Raw genomic sequence first — 18724 nt, forward strand, 5'->3', positions numbered from 1 at the left:
ACGAGATGAATAAAAGCCCGTTAGCGGCGTTTTTTCTTTCATTTATCCCAGGAGCGGGGCATGCTTATTTGGGAAGGCCGTTTAGAACGATCTTTTACGGCGGAACATTTTTTGGAGCCATCGGCTTGTTGTTTTTTCTGGAGATTACGGTTAACTTTCTCGACGAATCGTTTATCTATTTCTTGCTGTTTATAGCTGGAGCAGCTTGGTTCATCAATATGATGGATATGATTTTGATACTGGTATCGGGCAAAGTTCAAAGAACAGGGGCTGCCGTGCCGCCGGCCTATGGCGATTTTTCTGGAAGTGATCCGATGTCTGCTTCGGTTACGCTTGAACGCCAGCAGGAAAAGTCCCGCACGATTTTGCTGTCTTTTATTCCCGGACTCGGTCATATGAGCCTTGGGCTAATGCAGCGGGGGATCACTTACTTAATTTCATTTGCAGGTTTGTTTGCGATCATTACCTTTCTCAGCATTATTATGAACTCGGGCTCGCTGCTTATCTTTTTGCTGGTGCTTCCAGTGATTTGGATTCACTGCATGTTTGACGCGATTCAGCATTTGCATGCAAAGCAGAACGGTCTTCCGCTCGTAGATCGTAGCTTGTTCGAGGACTTGGAATCGAATATCGCATCCGGACGAAAAAATAAAGTGCTCGCTATCGCGCTGTCGATTTTTCCGGGGGCCGGGCATCTGTATCTGGGCTTGCAGAAAAGGGGCCTTCAGCTCATGGGGGGATTTCTTTTGAGCATTTACATTATGGACAATTTACGTTTGTCCCTGTTCTTCTTCCTTCTGCCTCTGTTCTGGTGTTACGCGTTTTTTGATGCTCTGCAGCAAACTTCCCGTTACGAGCGGCAAGCGCTGTCGGACGATCCGCTGCTGCCGCAGCTTGTGCCTTATCAGCGCTGGTTCGGGCTCGGCCTGCTCGGCTTCGGGCTGTATTACTTGCTCGACCGTATAGCGGCTGAGGTGACGTCCCGCATCTCTAACGAAATCTATTCGCAATATATGCAAATCAAGTACATGCTGCCGACAGCGGTCATTGCGTTTATTATGATCATAATCGGAATGCGGCTGGCTTTTGGTACGAAAATGGCGAAGCCTTCCGTTCCGCCGGCGGCGCTGCCTGCGGCAGCATACGACGATAAGCGTGAGGAGGAGATCCGATGAACGCAGTGAACGAGGCAAGAAGCGCAGCGGCCGTGCCGGGCGGCATACGGACCTGGAGGGTCGGCTCGCTGTCTATGGGCGTTACGCTTATTCTGCTCGGAACGGCTTTGGCGGTATCGATCTGGCAGAATATTGAAGCCTATGAAATGCTGCTGTGGGTCGCGCCGGTCGTATTCATGATGCTGGGCGCCGAGCTGCTGCTTTATTTGAAATTTTCAGGGAGCGACCGGGCGATCGTCCGGTATGACTGGATGAGTGTGTTTTTCGTCGGGGCGGTCGGCATGGCGAGCTTGGCGCTTGCTTTGCTGATGTCGACCGGCCTGTTCAACGAGCTGCAGCGCGAGCTGAGCATGACTCAGCGGTCTGCGTTCGTCGATGCGCAAACGGTCGAGGTTCCGGCAAATGTGAAGAAAATCGTTGTCCAATCCTTAAGCGGCGTGACGGTCGAAGAATCGGAAACGCGCGAAGTGCATCTGTTCGGCCAGGTGCGGTATTGGTCGGCCGACCAGCTGGCCAGGCTGGACGACAAAATGATGAAGACGAAGATCGTCGGAACGGATATGTATGTGATGATCGGCACGGTAGAGCGGAAGGACGGCGGCTTGGTAAGCGACATGGTCGATACTCAGCTTACTCTGGTTGTGCCGAAGGGTGTAGAGGTTGTGCAGTAAAAGGACTAAAGTAAAAAGACGCAAAATAAAAGAGCTGCATCAGGGCTTCGTCAGCCCCGGTGCAGCTTTTTTTTGGCATGCCCGAAGGCTTACCCAATTGCGTTATAAGTCATTATCCAAATCGATCCGGCCACGATCGTCAGCAGGATGACGAGGCCGAAGATGAGAGCCATCAGGTTGTAGCGCGGCTTCTGTTCCTCGCGCAGATGCATGAAGAAGATCAGCTGTACCGCGAATTGCAGCACGGCCATGACGAGAATGATCGCCGTCGTAGCTTTTTTGCTTAGCATGTCGTTCATGACGAGGACGAGCGGAATGATCGTCAAGACGATCGAGAGCAGGAAGCCGATGACGTAGGACTTCATCGAGCCATGGGATTCGTGCGATTCGTGCCCATGCGCGTTATGCTGTTCCATCCTACATCACCCCCATCAGATAAACGATTGTGAAGACGAAAATCCAGACGACGTCCAGGAAGTGCCAGTACAAGCTGATGATGTTCACCTTGCGCTTTGTCACCGGCGTAATGCCGCGGCGGCTGATCTGCAGCATCAGAGCGACCATCCATACCAGGCCGACCGATACGTGCAAGCCGTGCGTGCCGACCAAAGTGAAGAAGGCGGACCAGTAGGCGCTTGTTCCGATATTCGCGCCCTCGTGCACCAGATGAATAAACTCGGTCACTTCCAGGTAAATAAACGAGGCGCCGAGCAGCGCGGTAATCGCAAGCCACAGGATCAGGCCGCGTTTGTTGCCCTTGTGCATCTCCAGAACGGCAACGCCGCTCGTGAAGCTGCTCGTTAACAAAAGAAACGTCGAAATAATGATGCCGTTCAGCTCGATCAGCTCCGCGCCCGTCGGGCCTCCGTCCGTGTTCAGGCGAAGGACGACGAAGGTGGCGAACAGCGTGCCGAACAAGATAACGTCGGTTATGAGAAACAGCCAGAAGCCGAATTGCTTCATCGATTCTTGATCGTGGTGGTCGTCATGGTGGCCGCCGCCGTGGCCGGCCCCGTGACCTCCATGCGCCCCTGTATGGGCGGTAACAGCATGTGCCATTATTTTGTCCCCCTTAATGCGGCTTCCGTGCGCTCGATCTCATCGACCGGAATGTAGTAGTCGGTGTCGTAGGAGAACGAGCGGGCCAGCATACATACGGCAACGCCGGCGAGGCCTGTCACGATCATCCACTTCCAGTCCCATACAAAGCCGAAGCCGGCGGTGAACCAGCATACCGACATGATGAACGGAATGCCGGAGTTTTTCGGCATATGAATCGGTTCGAGCGGCGCGAGAGGCTTAGGTGCGCCGCCGGCGGCGATCCGCTGTTTCTCCTCCCACCAGTCGTCCTGATGCGTTACCTGCGGCAAGCGCGCAAAGTTGTAAAGCGGAGCCGGAGATGGAATCGACCATTCGAGCGTCCGTCCGTCCCAAGCGTCTCCATCCTTCTCTTTCTTGTAAAACTTGATGCTATGGGCGATTTGCCACACTTGGAAAATAAACGCCAGGCCCATCAGGAAGGCGCCGACCGTCGAAATAACGTTTAGCGGCTGCCAGCCCATATCGAAGTCGTATTCGTTCACGCGGCGCGTCATGCCCATAAGGCCAAGCGCGTATTGCGGCATGAAGCAGACATAGAAGCCGATGTTCCAGAACCAGAATGCCCATTTGCCGAGCCCTTCATGCAGGCGGAAGCCGAACATTTTCGGCCACCAGTAGTAAAGGCCCGCAAAATAACCGAATACGACGCCGCCGATCAGCACCTGGTGGAAATGCGCGATCAGGAAGTAGCTGTTGTGGAACTGGAAGTCGGCCGGCGCAACGGATAGCAGAACGCCCGTCATGCCCCCGACGACAAAGCACGGAATGAAAGCGACGGTCCACATCATAGGTGTCGTGAACTTAATGCGGCCGCGGTACATCGTAAACAGCCAGTTGAAAACTTTTACCCCTGTCGGGATAGCGATCAGCATCGTCGTTAACGCGAAGAACGCATTGACGTTCGCGCCGGAGCCCATCGTGAAGAAGTGATGCGCCCAGGTGAAGAACGAGAAGAAGCTGATCGACATCAGAGCGAATACCATCGATTTGTAGCCGAACAATTTTTTCTTCGAGAATGCCGACACGACCTCGGAGAAAATGCCGAATGCCGGCAGGATGACGATATATACCTCAGGGTGTCCCCACATCCAGATGAGGTTGATGTACATCATCGGATTTCCGCCGCCGTCGAGCGTGAAGAAATGCGCGCCCAGATAACGGTCGAGGAAGAGCAGGAACAGCGTAACGGTCAAAATCGGAAAAGCGAACATAATCGTTATACAGGAAGACAGCACCGACCAGACGAACATCGGCATCTGCATCAGCTTCATGCCTGGAGCGCGCATTTTCAGAATCGTAACGACAAAGTTAATGCCCGTCGCCAGGGAGCCGATGCCGGAAATTTGAATGCCCCAAATATAGAAATCCTGGCCGAGGCCCGGGCTGCCCGACAGCTCTGAAAGCGGCGGATAGGCCAGCCAGCCGGCATCCGGGGAGCCGCCGATAATGAACGAGACGTTGAACAGCATCGCCCCGAAGAAGAACATCCAGAAGCTCAGCGAGTTCAGGAACGGGAAGGCGACGTCGCGTGCGCCGATCTGCAGCGGCACGACGATGTTGAACAAGCCGAACATAAGCGGCATCGCCATAAACAGGATCATGATGACGCCGTGCGTCGTGAAAATTTGGTTATAGTGCTCGGGATGCAAAAACTCGAGCTCCGGAGCCGCAAGCTGCACGCGCATGAGGAGCGCATCGACGCCGCCGCGGAACAGCATCAGAATCGATGCGATGATATACATGATCCCGATTTTTTTGTGGTCGACGCTGGTGAGCCATTCGGTCCACAGCCACTTCCACTTTTTGAAGAAGGTAAGTGTGAATATAATCGCGACGAGGGACAGAGCGATGGATACCTGGGCCCCTAGAATAAGCGGGTCGCCTGTCACGAAAAACTCGGACGCGAATTCTTTTATTTTGTCCAACATAGGGGGACCTCCTAACGGTTTGTGAAGCAAAACTCACTTGGAACAGCCATTCAAGCTTAGGTTAGTGCCCCCCGTGATGGTGAGCGTTGTTATCTGTGCCGGACTCGTCATTCGCGGCGGCCGAATCCGCCGTGTCTGCATCCTCAGACGCCGGTTCGCTTCCGTGCTGCTGATGGGCGCCGCCGTCTCCGTTGATATATTGCGTTACGATTTTCTCGAACAAGCCTACCGGGAAGCTGGAGAACAGCATGACCTCGGATGAGCCGGGCTCGGTCAGCTTCTCGTAGCCTTCCATCGTCAGCGCCGGCGAAGTGCTCTTCACTTCTTCGATCCACGACTTGTATTCCTCTTCGCTTGTCGCATCTACGGTAAATGTCATTTGAGCGAAATCTCTGCCGTTAAAGTTAGCTCCGGAGCCGAAATAGCTGCCTTGCTCATCAGCCTGGAGATGAAGCGTCATGGCCATGCCGGACATCGAGTAAAGTTGGCCGCCGAGCTGCGGAATCCAGAAGGAGTTCATCGCGGTATCGGACGTAAGCTGGAACTTCACCGGCACGTCCTCCGGTATTTTTATATAGTTGACGGTCGCAATACCCTCTTCCGGATATTTGAACAGCCATTTCCAATCCATCGACGTCACTTGAATCGTTATCGGCTTCTTATCGGAAGCGAGCGCCTTGGACGGTTCGAGCATATGGGTGTAGCGGACCGTGACGATCGCCAGGATGAGGATAATGACGATCGGAATGCCCCACCAGGTAATCTCCAGCTTCGTGCTGTGCTCCCAGTTTGGCTTATAGGAAGCTTTGCTGCCGGGCTTGTCGCGGTAGCGCCATACGATGACGGCCGTCAGAATCAGCACCGGCACGATGACGATTGCGCACAGGATGGTCGAAATATAGATTAAATCTTTTTGAGACTCGCCGATCGGCCCTTTCGGGTCGAGCACGATAAATTGCTCGCCGCAGCCGGATAGCGTAAGGGCCATTAACACAAAAAGGACGGGGGTCAGCATACGAATAAACGGTCTCATGTATCGGTTCAACTCCTCGAAATTACTGCTTACGCCTACAATAACAGTTCCTTTAGCGAATAACAGCGGGGTTAACAATTACGTCAATAATTCGTCTTTATTCTGTAATAGAAAGTTCACCGCTTTGCCATAAGCAAAAATCTCCCTCGCCGGACGCCGATTTTGCCTCCCCGATACCAAAAAAACTAGAGACAAAAGTTAGATTCCTGTCCTATACTATCAAGGTTATACATAAGCCGAAAGTCGCAAAATTTGTAAGGCTAAAGGTTCAAAACGGTACGGTCATTATTGCAGCGGGGGTCTTTATGCGCAGTCGTCGATTCATTTCAGCTTTTTTGGCAGGCCTGTTTTTATTTGGCGTGATGCCTCTTCCGGAGAAGGCCCGTGCCGAGCGGGCAAGCTTGAGAGAGCCGGTGCCCGCCTTAAGCGCGGATCCGGTCATCGTCGCCCTTATGTACCATCATTTCACCGTAAACAAGTCGGAACGAAACAGCGTGACCGTCCTGAAGGATACGTTCGGGAGCCAGCTTAAAGCGCTGAAGGCGGACGGCTTCGTCTCCATCACGCAGCAGCAGCTGGCAGCGTTCATGAAGGGGGGCAAGCAGGCCAAGCTGCCCCGGAAATCGGTGATCATCACGATTGATGACGGCTACGAGAGCAACTATAAGCTGGCCTACCCGTTATTGAAGAGGGAGAAGGTTCATGCGAGCATATTCGCCGTCACCTCCTTCCGCGGACAGACGCCGTCCCGGTTTCGGCATTTTACATGGGAGCAGGCCAAGGAGATGTACGAGTCGGGCTTCGTGGACATTCAGAGCCATACGCATTCCTTGCATTATTATGGTACGACTCCGAGCGGAGGCAAACCTGCGCTTAGCTACCGCATTCTCGTGAACGATAAGCAGGAGAGCAAGCTCGCTTACGAAAAACGCATCTACAACGATTTGAAGACAGCAAAGTCATTAATCGAGGAGCATGTAGGCAATCCGGTTATCGCGCTCTCCTTTCCTTATGGAAGCTACAACGATACCGTTATCCGCAAAGCGGCCGACGCGGGCCATTCCCTCATGTATACGATCAAAGAAGGAATTATCCGCAAGGGCTCTGACCCTCATAAGCTTCCGCGGATCAATGTGGACGGGAAGTATTCGGCGAAGGACCTGATGGAACGGATTCATACTTTGATGGGTTAAAGCCCGCAACACGCTCGTAAAAAAGACGCCTAAGCCGATGCCCGGCTTAGGCGTCTTTCCTTATTGAGCAGCGGCAAAACGAACGCTGCCGCCATCATTATGATAGCGGCAGCCGTGTTAAGCTTATGTCGTTGAATTTGAATCGTCTTCCGGTGCTTGCGGACCGTCCTGATGGAGACGCGCGTGGACGAGGCCGATCGCCGTTCCGATCACATAAATATGAACGCTTCCGACGAGGAAGCCGAGTCCGACCATCAGGCCGACATTTTTGTCGCTGAAGTGGCTGATATTAATCAAGCAGAGAAGAACGCCGATGCCGAGTACGGCCCATGCGATTGCGGTCATTGCTTTAACGAGTCGTGTGACATCGGATTTGCCTGTATGCACCTGGCTTATTGTTGCGGTTTTCGTTGTCATCATGAACACTCCCGAATCATTGTAAGTGTTTTCTTACTGTTAACTATACCACAACTTTATGCTTTTGTTCAAAGAAAATTCACTTTTTGCTCATAAATCGGACAAAAATGGGTGGAGGCCGCCGCCCGAAGTAGCTTATTCGGTCCACCAGCGTTTGAAATCGGCCCACCAGGAACGGTGTTGGCCCGCGTCTTCCTTGCCTGCGCCGTCCTCCTCCTGCGCCGAAGCCGGCTTGCCGCATACCTCGGTCGGCTCCGTGCCGCTCAGGAACGTTTCCATCCGCCGGTTCGGGCAGGTGTCCTCCGCCAGCTTGCCGCTGACCGGATCGATGTAGACCTGTACGACCCCTTCCGGCACCGGGAACATTTTCGGCGGCACGGAAGCGAGCGCCTGCTCCGTAAACTTGGCGAAAATCGGAGCGGCCCGGTACGCCTCGGGAACGGTCAGCTTCCGGTCCTTGTCGTAGCCGACCCAGACGGCAGTCGCCAGCTCGGGCGTATAGCCGACCAGCCAGGCGTCGGTCGCGGTCGTTCCGGTTTTGCCTGCCACTGGGCGCTTTAAAATAGAAGCGACGCGATGCGCCGTGCCTCCTTCGTCAAAGACGCTTTCCATCAAGCTTGTCATCACGTACGCCGCCGCCGGTGTTACAGCCTGCTTGGTGTGACGGCTCGCTTCATATAAAACGTTGCCCTTCCGGTCCTCGATCTTGATGATGGCAACCGGATCGACACGCAGGCCGCCGTTGGCAAGCGTACCGAACGCGGAGGCCATCTCGAACGGGCTGACCGGATAGGTGCCGAGCGCCAGGGAAGGCATAGGCTTCATCGGGCTGTTAATGCCGAGCGAGCGGGCCGTCTCGATCACCTTGTCGGCGCCGACGGTCATGATCGTGTTAACCGCATAAATGTTGTCCGAGCTCGACAGCGCCTTCCGCATATCGATGAAGTCGTTCACATATTTGTCGCCGTAGTTGCGGGGCTCGTACGTTTTGCGCCCTTCATCGTAGGTGAACACCGTCGGCTCGCTCTTGAAGCGGGTGGCGGGCGACATGAAGCCGCTTTGCAGCGCGGTCAGGTAAAGGAACGGCTTGAACGAAGAGCCGGGCTGTCGCGTGTTTGCGAACACGCGGTTGAACTGGTTAGTCTTATAGTCGCGGCCGCCGACCATCGCCTTGATATATCCGCTGCGCGGATCGATGGCGATCAGCGAGGCTTGCTGCCCGGAGCTTTCGGGCATGCCTTCTTTAATCACCTCTTCGGCCGCAGCCTGCATGTCGGAGTCCAGCGTCGTATAAATCGTGATGCCGCCCTCGTTGAGCAAACGTTCGTCAATGCCCAGCTTATCGACCGCAACGGAACGGATATAGTCGCGGAAGTACGGGGCAAAGCCCTCTTGCTCTCCGGTGCCGAGCGTCTGGAAGTTCAGCAGTTCCGCATAAGCGGCGTCCGCCTGCTCGGAGGTGATCGAGCCGCCCTCGACCATTGCCTGAAGGATGGTGAGCTGCCGGTCCTTCGCGTTTTTCATGTTCAGATAGGGCGAATAATATTTCGGACCCTTCGGAATGCCGGCCAGCAGCGCGCTTTCGGCCAGCGTAAGCTCGGAGGCGTGCTTGCCGAAATACATCATTGCGGCCGCCTCGATTCCGTAAGAGCCGTGGCCGTAATAAATCTGGTTCAAATACATGCCGAGAATTTCGTCCTTGGAGTAGCTCATCTCCAGCTGCACGGTGTACATCGCTTCCTTGAGCTTCCGCTGCCAGGTGCGCTCGTGCGTCAAATATAAATTCCGGGCCAGCTGCTGCGTCAGCGTGCTCGCTCCCTGCTTGGTCGACATGCTCTGGACGTTGACCATGACGGCCCGGGCCATCCCTTTCATATCGAAGCCGCGGTGCTCATAGAAGCGCCGGTCCTCAATGGCCAGCGTCGCATCGACCACGTAGTGGGAAATGTCGGAAAGCTGGACGGAGCGCCGGTTTTCGCCCGCATGAAACGTATCGATGACGTTGCCGTGCAAATCCAGCATTTGCGACGTCTGGCTGATGGAGGCCGCGGGCAGCGATTTTGAGCCCAAATAAACAAGCGTGCCCAGCACGGCGAGCACCAGCAGGATGCCGGCGGCCGCCGCCCATCTCAGCCCTTTTTTGAGCTTCAGAACATGACGCGGAAATCTCTCGGTTATAATAGGAAAGGCCGGCCGCCGACGGGGCTTTCCCTGCCGTTTGGAAGGCTTGTTCATGGAGAAGGCTCCCTTCATTAGCAAAGCTTCGCTTTTCCTTAGTATGGAAAAAGCGGGAAGCCGCTATTCACGGGGAACGCGCGAAGCATTAATTTTTTGCGGCAGAGCTTGGAAAAGGTTGCTTTTTTGGCCTGAAATACTATAATACAGGTTGAACCATTGAAGGAAAGAAGGGATATATCGACATGGAATTGTGGTATACGGAGAAACAGACCGAGAGCTTCGGCATTACGGCGAAGATTACGAAAACTTATGTGAACGAACAAACGGATTTTCAACAGCTCGATATGATCGAGACGGAAGAATTCGGAACGATGCTGGTACTCGACGGCATGGTTATGACGACAGTGAAGGACGAGTTTGTCTACCATGAGATGGTTGCTCATCCGGTTCTGTTCACGCATCCCAACCCTGAGCATGTGCTCGTAGTAGGCGGCGGCGACGGCGGCGTAATCCGCGAAGTCATGAAGCACCCTAAGGTGAAGAAAGCCGTTCTTGTCGATATCGACGGAAAAGTTATTGAATACTCCAAAAAATATTTGCCTACAATCGCCGGAGAGCTCGACAACCCGCGTGTCGAAGTGCTGGTGAACGACGGCTTCATGCATATTCACGATCACAAAAACACATACGACGTCATTATGGTCGATTCTACAGAGCCGGTTGGCCCTGCGGCTAATCTGTTCACGCGCGGCTTCTACCAAGGCATCTACGAAGCATTGAAGGAAGACGGCATCTTCGTCGCGCAGACGGACAACCCCTGGTTCAAAGCGGACCTGATCCAAAGCGTGAACAAGGACGTGAAGGAAGTATTCCCGATCGTACGCGTTTACGGCGCGAACATCCCGACCTATCCGAGCGGCCTCTGGACGTTTACGATGGGCAGCAAGAAATACGATCCGGTTGCGGTCGACGAAACGGCGATTCCGGAGCTGGACACGAAATACTACACGCCGCGCCTTCACAAAGCAGCTTTCGTGCTGCCTAAGTTTGTTGAAGACCTCATTAAGTAATCAGGCGGCTATGCAGCTGTAGAAAGAGAGGACAATCCTCATGAAATTGGATCAAAAATATTCCGGCAACGTCTTTATCCTGAGCTCGGATAACTATGAAGCTTCCAAAGCGGTTATTTACGGTATGCCGATGGACTTCACCGTCAGCTTCCGTCCCGGCTCGCGCTTCGGCCCTCCGCGCATCCGCGAGGTGTCGATCGGGCTTGAGGAATACAGCCCGTATCTGGACCGCAGCCTGGAGGACATCGAATACTTCGATGCGGGAGATCTGCTTCTGCCGTTCGGCAACGCGGCCCGCAGCCTCGAGATCATCGGCGAATTCGTACGCGGCGTGCTGGACGACGGCAAGCTTCCGCTCGGACTCGGCGGCGAGCATCTGGTATCCTGGCCGATTTTCCAGGAGGTATATAAGAAATACCCGGATCTGGCTATCATCCACTTCGATGCTCACGCGGATCTGCGCGAGCAGTACGAAGGAGAGCCGCTTTCCCACTCGACGCCGCTTCGCAAGGCGGCCGGCCTGATGGGCGGCAAGAACATTTACCAGTTCGGTATCCGTTCGGGCTCCCGCGAGGAGTGGCAGTATGCGCGCGAGAACATCAACTTCCATCCGTTCGAGGTGCTCGAGCCGCTGAAGAAGGTGCTTCCGGAGCTGGAAGGCCGTCCGGTATACCTGACGATCGATATCGACGTGCTGGATCCGTCCGCGGCGCCTGGCACAGGTACAGCCGAGGCGGGAGGCATTACGTCGAAGGAGCTGATCGATGCGGTTCATGCGATCGCTCGTTCCGGCGTGAACGTCGTAGGCTGCGATCTCGTAGAGGTGGCGCCGGCTTACGATCCGACGGAGCAAACGCAAATCGTGGCTGCGAAAGTAATCCGCGAAATGCTGCTCGGCTTTTTGAAATAAGTCGCCAATAATGAAAGAGCTTGATTCCGGCCGGTTTGCCGGGGTCAGGCTCTTTTTTTCTGGAAAGTATATACTAAAGCTACAAATTACGCTTAGGAGGGGTCGTCTTGTCGGCGTTAGACTATTGCAAGGTACTGATCGTGGATGATGAAGTGCTGATCAGGCAGGGGATCAAGCATTTCATGAACTGGGAGCAGGAAGGCTTTCACATTGTCGGGGAAGCGTCCAACGGAAAGGAAGCGCTGGAGCGGATCGCCGAGCTTCGGCCGCATATCGTCATTACGGATATCGTTATGCCCGTCATGGACGGAGAGGAGCTGACCAAGCTTATCAAGCAGCATTATCCGGACATTGAAGTGATCGTATTAAGCAGTTTCGGCGAATTCGATTACGTCAGGTCGACCTTCCAAAGCGGGGTAGCGGACTATATTTTGAAGCCGAAGCTGGATATGCAGCATTTGCTGGCCGTTCTTAAGCTGACCGCGGCCAAAATCCCGTCTCTTCGCCCGAAAGAGCAGGCGGGCGGCAACGGCCTGTCGGTGGACAGGCTTCTCGAACGGCTGCTGTCGGGCTACGAGGCGGGATATGAACAGGCGGAGGTAGCGGCCGTATTTCCGAACCGGCATTTTTGCCTGGCCGGAATGAATTTGCGGAGTATCCGGGAGCAGGTCCAGTCCGGACCGGGCAGCCTGAAGCAGCGGCTGGAGTCGGAAGGCGGCAGCTTGCTGGAGGGAGCTGTCTGCCGGCTGCTCCCGACGGACGAAAGCATAGCCGTACTGCTGCTGAATGTAGACGACAAAGGACTCGCGGCACTGCCTGCGTGGGCAAGAGGAGCAGCCGGCCTGCTTGCAGGCGCAGCCCCGGGTCTTGCCTTGGCGGTCAGCGAGCCGTTCGCCGAGCTGAACCGGCTCGGTTCCGTCTACCGGAGCTCCCTGCTCAAGCTGATGGATTATTCATTTTATTTTCCGGAGAAAAGCCTGCTGTTCTACAATGAGCTGCCTGCATCGAAGCCTGCTGCGGAAAGCTTTAATCTGAACCGGTTCACCGAGGAATTCAAGCGCGGGCGGTTCGAGTCCGCCTTCGGTTATTTGCGGGAGCATGTTCAGGCGATGGCGGGCAGCTACGAGACGGATGTGTTCGAGTTTAAATCGGTGCTTGGCAATCTGATTTTCAACATCACGGTATTACTAAGTAATATGGAGTATGGCGTAAAGGAGCTGGAGAAAAATAAATACGCCTATTTCAAAGCGATCGAGGAGGCCCGTTATGCGGATGAGGCGATTGCACGGCTGAACGAGTTTATTGCGGAGGCGGAAAATTGTATTGCGGAGAAAGCCGCCCAGTCCGGCAACGCGAACATGAAGAAGCTGCTGGACTATATCGACGAGCACTACGCGGAGCCTTTAAGCCTGACGGAGATGGCGAAGCATTTTCATTTTAACCCCTCGTATTTGTCCAGCTACTTCTCATCCCATCACAGTGAGGGGTTTATCGAATACTTGCACCGGGTCCGCACAGACAAAGCGGCGGAACTGCTGCGCAAAGGAGAGGCGACGATTTCGGAAATCAGCGGACTGGTCGGCTATTCGGACCACAGCTACTTCACCAAGGTATTCAAGAAGCTGACGGGCATGTCGCCGAGCAGGTACCGCAGACAATATATGAAATAAGAGAAGAGATGGTTATGAGACGACTATTGGACCGATTCAAATATAACGGGCTGTTTGTCAAAATGTTCATCGTCATGGTCGCCAGCATCATCGCCGTGTCGGTGACGACCACCTGGACGACGATTAATATGTCGGAGCGTGTCTTCATGGAGACGTTCAGCATTACCAATTCGAAGGTCATCGAGCAAATCAAGAGCAGCCTCGATTCTTTTAATTATTCGATCGTGACCGCTGCCAACAATATTTCCCAGAGCGGGTCGATCCGGGGTTTCCTGACGGAGACGGACGGGAGCAGCTCCGTATCCGTCTTCAAAGATTATTACAGCATGAGCCAGCAAATGAAGCGGATCAATACAGGAGTTGCCGCCTATGAGGTCGGCGTCACCGTGACGGGTGTTAACGGCAGAAGCTATGCGTCCGACCGCTCCTATTGGCCATTGACGGTCGATGAGCTGCGCGGGCATCCGATTACGGTCAAGACGCTCAAGGAGCCCCGCCGGCTGATCTATCAGTTCGACGACGCCGGGAGCTCCGGAAAACCGGAGGGGGAGCCCGCGATCATCGCCTCCAAGGCGCTGATAAACCGGACTTCTGAATACGTCTACGGTACCGTGTATTTCTCGATGCTGGAGCGGGACTTCCGGCGGTTCTACGAGAGCTTCACCAGCCTCGGCAACGACGTGGCGGTGCTCGACAGCGACGGAACGATCGTGTCGGCCAACCGGGAGGATTGGATCGGCATGCCTGCAGCCGAGCTTCTTCAGTATGCCAAGGAAATCGAGGAGCAATCGCTGCCGTACAAAAACGTCGATATTATGGACAAAAACCAGATCGTCCTGTCGGAATATTTGGCTTCCTTCGATTTATACCTCGTGAACCTGATTGACAAGGAAACCGCCATCGGGCAGCTGCGTGATACGAAGACGACCGTACTGATCGTCATGGCGATCGTTGCGGCTGCGGTTATTATCGTGTTCATCATATCCCGGCGCCTGACCAAATCTTTGACAAGACTGGTCAAGCAAATTTCTACAATATCCAAATATGAATTCGATCATTATGTTACGGTCGGGGGCAGCTACGAGACCCGTCAGCTCGGCCAGGCTTTCAACGATATGCTGGACGAGCTCCAGGAGTATGTGAAGGAGCTGGTCCATACCCAGAAGCAGCAGCGCAACGCGGAGCTGGAGGCGCTTCAGCAGCAGATTAATCCGCATTTCCTGTACAATACACTCGCTTCGGTGAAATTCATGGTCCAGCAGGGAAGCAAGGACAAAGCCGCGGAAACGATCAATGCGCTGATCTCTCTTCTGCAGAACGCAATCGGCAACGTCAGCGAGACGATTCCCCTGAGCCAGGAGCTGGTGAATATGAAAAACTACGTTTTCATCAATCACGTAAGGTACGGCGAGCGGATAAAAGTGAATTATTTTATCGCCCCGGATTGTATGGGGTATCACGTGCCGAAGCTGATCATCCAGCCTTTTATCGAAAATGCCTTTTTCCATGCGTTTAACCGCAAAGCCGACGGGCATATTTACATCATGGCCGCGCAGGAGGCGGATGCGCTCAACATTGAAGTCGTCGACAACGGCGACGGCATGAATGTAGAGGCGGAGGCGCCTGCCGGCAGCCATCTGCCAAGGCCGAAGAGCAAGCGCCAGCTGTTCACGGGAATCGGCGTCAAAAACGTTCACGACCGGATCAAGCTGCTGTACGGGGAGCACTACGGCGTCACGATCAGCAGCGAGTTTGGAGAAGGAACGAAGGTGAAAATCCGAATTCCTCTGCTAAGAGGGTAAAAATCGTACCAAAATCCAAAAATCGTCCAAGTATGCGCCGCAAGCATCAGAAAATCGATAATAATTTGACAAGTCAAGGCAAAGATAATTCTAACGTCCTGAATCTTCAGAATGCTAAGATTAATGCAGGAAGCGGGGAAACGCTTACAGGACAGATAAATAAATGGAGGTCTTGACATGAAAAAAATTATTGTCTTGCTGCTTGCAAGCATCCTGATTTTGTCGGCTTGCGGAACCAAAACAGACAACGGCAACGCGGGCGCCGGTGAAGGGGCAGCGGAAACGAGCAAAATTACGATTTGGGCTTGGGATCCGAATTTCAACATTAAAGCAATGAATCTTGCGAAGGACGCTTATGCGGCGAAAAATCCGGACCTGACGGTTGAAATTATCGAGAACGCCCAGAACGATATCGTTCAAAAGCTGAACACGGGCCTCAGCTCGGGAACGACAAAAGGTCTTCCAAACATCGTGCTGATCGAGGACTACCGTGCGCAAAGCTTCCTGCAGGCTTATCCGGACGCTTTCTATCCGCTGACGGACGTCATCAAGGCTTCCGAATTCGCCGATTACAAAATCGGACCTACCAGCGTAGACGGCAAAAACTACGGCCTTCCATTCGACTCGGGCGTAACCGGTCTGTATGTAAGAACGGATTACCTGGAGCAAGCGGGTTACAGCATTGAAGATATGCAGGACATTACTTGGGACCAATACATTGAGATCGGCAAAGCGGTAAAAGAAAAAACGGGCAAGGACTGGATTTCCCTTGATCCGAACGATATGGGCATTCTCCGCGTCATGGCTCAATCGGCAGGCTCGTGGTATTTGAAGCCTGACGGCAAATCGGCCGACCTGGAAGGAAATGTTGCTCTGAAGGAAGCTTTTGAAACATACAAAAAAATGATGGACGCCAACATCGTCAGAATCCATGCCGACTGGAGCCAATATGTAGCGAATTACAACAGCGGTGATGTTGCATCGGTTCCTACAGGAAACTGGTTCACTCCTTCCATTACGGCTGCGGCCGACCAATCGGGCAAATGGGCGGTTGCTCCGCTGCCAAAGCTGACCAATAACGAGAAATCCGTACACGCTTCGAACCTTGGCGGAAGCTCCTGGTATGTGCTGAACGTGCCGGGCAAAGAAAAAGCGGCTGAATTCCTTGGCGCTACGTTTGGCTCCGACGTTGATCTGTACCAGAAGCTGGTTACCGAAGTCGGCGCGATCGGAACGTATAAGCCTGCTGCGGCAGGAGAAGCCTACAAAGCTGCGAACGAATTTTTCGGCGGACAAAAAATTGTAGAAGACTTTGCGAAATGGACGGCTGAAATTCCTAACGTGAACTATGGCATGCACACTTACGCTATCGAGGATATTATCGTTGTTGAAATGCAAAATTTCTTGAACGGCAAATCCATCGACCAAGTGCTGGCCGATGCTCAGAAGCAAGCTGATGCGCAAATTAAATAAGCTTAAATAGACAGAGACGGACCTTGGACGGGCCGCCTGCCTGCATCGCAATCCGGCGACAGGCGGCTTGTCCCAAGGTTTATTTTTGAAAATATAAGAATGTATAAGATTGATATACATGACTTACATTTCATCGCGAAACGAGCTATTACCGCCAAAGGACGGCCATAGCCGTTTACGCTTGAGTAGGAATGGAAGGAGCTGACAGAGATGAACATGAAAGCAAGAACGAACGCGATAAGCTGGTCTTTTATTGCCATCGCAGTCATTATGATTTGCGCCTTCTATTTCTATCCGATGATTCAGGCGCTTATTATGTCATTCCAATCGGGTACGGGGACGAACCTCTCCTTTGTCGGTATCGACAATTATACCCGCTTGTTTACGGACACCACGTTTAAAACGACTTTGTCGAATACCTTTCTTTACTTGGTCATACAAGTTCCTCTGATGATCGTGCTTGCCTTATTTATTTCGGTACTGCTGAACGATAAAAATTTAAAGCTGAAAGGCTTTTTCCGTACGGCGATTTTCCTTCCCGCCGTTACGTCGCTTGTCGCTTACTCGGTTATCTTCAAATACCTGTTCGGCACGGACGGGCTGATTAACACGATGCTCATGAAGCTTTCCCTTATTGCGGCTCCGATCCAATGGATCACGGATCCGTTCTGGGCTAAAATTACGATCATTATCGCCATTACCTGGCGTTGGACCGGATATAACATGATTTTCTATTTGTCTGCATTGCAGAACATCGATGACTCGATTTACGAAGCGGCCCGCATCGACGGCGCCAATTCCTTTACTCAATTTTTCAAAATTACGGTGCCTTTGCTGAAGCCGATCATTTTGTTCACGTCCATCACATCGACGATCGGCACCCTGCAGCTGTTCGACGAGGTCATGAACATTACGAAAGGCGGCCCGGGCAACTCGACGATGACTTTGTCCCAATATATTTATAACTTGTCGTTTAAATATACGCCGGACTTCGGTTATGCTGCGACCGTGTCGTACGCCATCGTGATCCTGATCGTCATCTTCTCGATCCTACAGTTCAAATTGGCAGGTGATAAAAATGGCTAGCCTCAAACGGGTGTTCATTTATGTGTTTCTTAGTGCGGCGGCAGTCATCTCGATATTTCCGTTTCTGTGGATGATCGTCAGCTCGACGAACCGCTCGGTAGACGTTACGCAGGGCAAGCTGCTTCCCGGCCCTTATCTCGGGGAAAATTTGAGCAAGGTGCTCGATACGGTCGATCTGATTCCGGCTTTGCTGAATTCCGCGAAAATATCGATCACGACAACGCTGCTCGCGATGCTGATCGCGTCGCTCGCCGGCTACGGCTTTGAAATTTTCAGAAGCAGGGTCAAGGATAGAATCTTCAGCATTCTGCTGCTGTCGATGATGATACCTTTTGCTGCGCTGATGGTGCCGCTCTACCGGATGTTCGGCAGCATCTCGCAGACGATGCCTTTTATCGGTATCGACACGATTTCATCGGTTATTTTGCCGACGGTGACGACGGCGTTCTTGATTTTCTTCTTCCGCCAAAGCACGAAGATGTTTCCGAAGGATATGCTCGAGGCGGGCCGGATGGACGGGCTGAGCGAGCTTGGCGTCTTCTTCCGGATCTACGTGCCGACGATGAAAACGACCTATGCGGCTGCGGCGATCATTACGTTCATGTCCAGCTGGAACAACTATCTGTGGCCGCTCGTCGTGCTGCAGTCGCCGGAGAAGCGGACGATTCCGCTCCTGATTTCGAATCTTGGCTCCAGCTACTCGCCCGATTACGGCGTCATTATGACGGTGATCCTGATCGCGACTTTGCCGACGGCGATCGTTTTCTTCCTGATGCAGAAGCATTTCGTAGCGGGAATGACGGGATCGGTGAAGTAGCTTACAGAGTTTGTGAGAATAACTGGATTTGTTGTATCTAATTCCGGCATAGATGTGATTTGTAGCAAAATAAATGGAATTTTTACGTCTAATCTACGGAAAACGGGCTTTGTCCGAAAAAAGTGTCGAAATAGATACATCAAATCCCGTTAATGAATTAAAGGATATCCCCTCTGACAAAATACATGGAGTAAATCCAG

General features: G+C 53.2%; 16 protein-coding genes. 10 read left to right on the forward strand and 6 right to left on the reverse strand.

The features are described 5' to 3' along the window. Window positions 1-5 precede the first annotated feature (5 nt). Window positions 6-1175, forward strand: a complete 1170-nt coding sequence (locus KP806_RS24900; protein ID WP_224726461.1) for a hypothetical protein — start codon at window positions 6-8, stop codon at window positions 1173-1175. Beyond that, on the forward strand, window positions 1172-1846 hold the full coding sequence (locus tag KP806_RS24905; protein ID WP_224726462.1) for a hypothetical protein: 675 nt from the start codon (window positions 1172-1174) through the stop codon (window positions 1844-1846). Before KP806_RS24900 ends, KP806_RS24905 begins: the two co-directional genes overlap by 4 nt. 89 nt (window positions 1847-1935) lie before the next feature. Here KP806_RS24905 and cyoD read toward each other — a convergent pair whose 3' ends face one another. From cyoD to cyoA, 4 genes are all read right to left on the reverse strand, one after another. Then, window positions 1936-2262, reverse strand: a complete 327-nt coding sequence (gene cyoD / locus KP806_RS24910) for a cytochrome o ubiquinol oxidase subunit IV (protein ID WP_224726463.1) — start codon at window positions 2260-2262, stop codon at window positions 1936-1938. Between the two features lies 1 nt (window position 2263). Continuing rightward, on the reverse strand, window positions 2264-2905 hold the full coding sequence (cyoC, locus tag KP806_RS24915; RefSeq protein ID WP_224726464.1) for a cytochrome o ubiquinol oxidase subunit III: 642 nt from the start codon (window positions 2903-2905) through the stop codon (window positions 2264-2266). Continuing rightward, window positions 2905-4875, reverse strand: coding sequence for a cbb3-type cytochrome c oxidase subunit I (locus KP806_RS24920; protein ID WP_224726465.1), 1971 nt, complete (start codon window positions 4873-4875; stop codon window positions 2905-2907). The genes cyoC and KP806_RS24920 overlap by 1 nt, the downstream gene beginning before the upstream one ends. A gap of 61 nt (window positions 4876-4936) precedes the next feature. Next, complete coding sequence (gene cyoA / locus KP806_RS24925; protein WP_224726466.1) at window positions 4937-5908, reverse strand: ubiquinol oxidase subunit II; 972 nt, start codon at window positions 5906-5908, stop codon at window positions 4937-4939. A 305-nt stretch (window positions 5909-6213) separates the two neighbouring features. Between cyoA and KP806_RS24930 the strand changes: the two genes are divergently transcribed. Beyond that, the gene (locus tag KP806_RS24930; protein WP_224726467.1) at window positions 6214-7101 is read left to right on the forward strand and encodes a polysaccharide deacetylase family protein; all 888 of its coding nucleotides are present in this window, start codon (window positions 6214-6216) and stop codon (window positions 7099-7101) included. Between the two features lie 123 nt (window positions 7102-7224). On the opposite strand, the gene KP806_RS24935 is transcribed toward KP806_RS24930, so the two are convergent. Together KP806_RS24935 and KP806_RS24940 are read right to left on the reverse strand one after the other, a co-directional pair. Beyond that, complete coding sequence (locus tag KP806_RS24935; RefSeq protein WP_224726468.1) at window positions 7225-7518, reverse strand: hypothetical protein; 294 nt, start codon at window positions 7516-7518, stop codon at window positions 7225-7227. A 135-nt stretch (window positions 7519-7653) separates the two neighbouring features. Beyond that, entirely contained in the window at window positions 7654-9753 is a 2100-nt protein-coding gene (locus KP806_RS24940) for a transglycosylase domain-containing protein (protein WP_224726469.1), read from the reverse strand. Window positions 9754-9938: 185 nt separating this feature from the next. On the opposite strand from KP806_RS24940, the gene speE reads away from it, so the two are divergent. From speE to KP806_RS24975, 7 genes are all read left to right on the forward strand, one after another. After that, window positions 9939-10766 (forward strand): polyamine aminopropyltransferase, encoded by an 828-nt coding sequence (gene speE / locus KP806_RS24945; RefSeq protein ID WP_224726470.1) that lies wholly within the window; start codon window positions 9939-9941, stop codon window positions 10764-10766. A 40-nt stretch (window positions 10767-10806) separates the two neighbouring features. Beyond that, window positions 10807-11676: an agmatinase gene (gene speB / locus KP806_RS24950; RefSeq protein WP_224726471.1), complete on the forward strand. Its 870-nt coding sequence runs from the start codon at window positions 10807-10809 to the stop codon at window positions 11674-11676. Between the two features lie 107 nt (window positions 11677-11783). Continuing rightward, window positions 11784-13346, forward strand: coding sequence for a response regulator transcription factor (locus KP806_RS24955; protein WP_224726472.1), 1563 nt, complete (start codon window positions 11784-11786; stop codon window positions 13344-13346). Window positions 13347-13360: 14 nt separating this feature from the next. Beyond that, the gene (locus tag KP806_RS24960; protein WP_224726473.1) at window positions 13361-15148 is read left to right on the forward strand and encodes a cache domain-containing sensor histidine kinase; all 1788 of its coding nucleotides are present in this window, start codon (window positions 13361-13363) and stop codon (window positions 15146-15148) included. A 177-nt stretch (window positions 15149-15325) separates the two neighbouring features. Further along, window positions 15326-16621: an ABC transporter substrate-binding protein gene (locus KP806_RS24965; RefSeq protein WP_224726474.1), complete on the forward strand. Its 1296-nt coding sequence runs from the start codon at window positions 15326-15328 to the stop codon at window positions 16619-16621. A 210-nt stretch (window positions 16622-16831) separates the two neighbouring features. Continuing rightward, the gene (locus tag KP806_RS24970; protein ID WP_224726475.1) at window positions 16832-17707 is read left to right on the forward strand and encodes a carbohydrate ABC transporter permease; all 876 of its coding nucleotides are present in this window, start codon (window positions 16832-16834) and stop codon (window positions 17705-17707) included. Next, window positions 17700-18524: a carbohydrate ABC transporter permease gene (locus KP806_RS24975; protein WP_224726476.1), complete on the forward strand. Its 825-nt coding sequence runs from the start codon at window positions 17700-17702 to the stop codon at window positions 18522-18524. Before KP806_RS24970 ends, KP806_RS24975 begins: the two co-directional genes overlap by 8 nt. Window positions 18525-18724: the final 200 nt, after the last annotated feature.

It is taken from the genome of Paenibacillus vietnamensis (assembly GCF_020169515.1).
GTDB classification, from domain to species: Bacteria; Bacillota; Bacilli; order Paenibacillales; family Paenibacillaceae; genus Pristimantibacillus; species Pristimantibacillus vietnamensis.

Coding starts and splice junctions, on each gene's coding strand:
- KP806_RS24900 (WP_224726461.1), top strand. CDS start 6: ATGAATAAAAGCCCGTTAGCGGCGTTTTTTCTTTCATTTATCCCAGGA.
- KP806_RS24905 (WP_224726462.1), top strand. CDS start 1,172: ATGAACGCAGTGAACGAGGCAAGAAGCGCAGCGGCCGTGCCGGGCGGC.
- cyoD (WP_224726463.1), bottom strand. CDS start 2,262: ATGGAACAGCATAACGCGCATGGGCACGAATCGCACGAATCCCATGGC.
- cyoC (WP_224726464.1), bottom strand. CDS start 2,905: ATGGCACATGCTGTTACCGCCCATACAGGGGCGCATGGAGGTCACGGG.
- KP806_RS24920 (WP_224726465.1), bottom strand. CDS start 4,875: ATGTTGGACAAAATAAAAGAATTCGCGTCCGAGTTTTTCGTGACAGGC.
- cyoA (WP_224726466.1), bottom strand. CDS start 5,908: ATGAGACCGTTTATTCGTATGCTGACCCCCGTCCTTTTTGTGTTAATG.
- KP806_RS24930 (WP_224726467.1), top strand. CDS start 6,214: ATGCGCAGTCGTCGATTCATTTCAGCTTTTTTGGCAGGCCTGTTTTTA.
- KP806_RS24935 (WP_224726468.1), bottom strand. CDS start 7,518: ATGACAACGAAAACCGCAACAATAAGCCAGGTGCATACAGGCAAATCC.
- KP806_RS24940 (WP_224726469.1), bottom strand. CDS start 9,753: ATGAACAAGCCTTCCAAACGGCAGGGAAAGCCCCGTCGGCGGCCGGCC.
- speE (WP_224726470.1), top strand. CDS start 9,939: ATGGAATTGTGGTATACGGAGAAACAGACCGAGAGCTTCGGCATTACG.
- speB (WP_224726471.1), top strand. CDS start 10,807: ATGAAATTGGATCAAAAATATTCCGGCAACGTCTTTATCCTGAGCTCG.
- KP806_RS24960 (WP_224726473.1), top strand. CDS start 13,361: ATGAGACGACTATTGGACCGATTCAAATATAACGGGCTGTTTGTCAAA.
- KP806_RS24965 (WP_224726474.1), top strand. CDS start 15,326: ATGAAAAAAATTATTGTCTTGCTGCTTGCAAGCATCCTGATTTTGTCG.
- KP806_RS24970 (WP_224726475.1), top strand. CDS start 16,832: ATGAACATGAAAGCAAGAACGAACGCGATAAGCTGGTCTTTTATTGCC.
- KP806_RS24975 (WP_224726476.1), top strand. CDS start 17,700: ATGGCTAGCCTCAAACGGGTGTTCATTTATGTGTTTCTTAGTGCGGCG.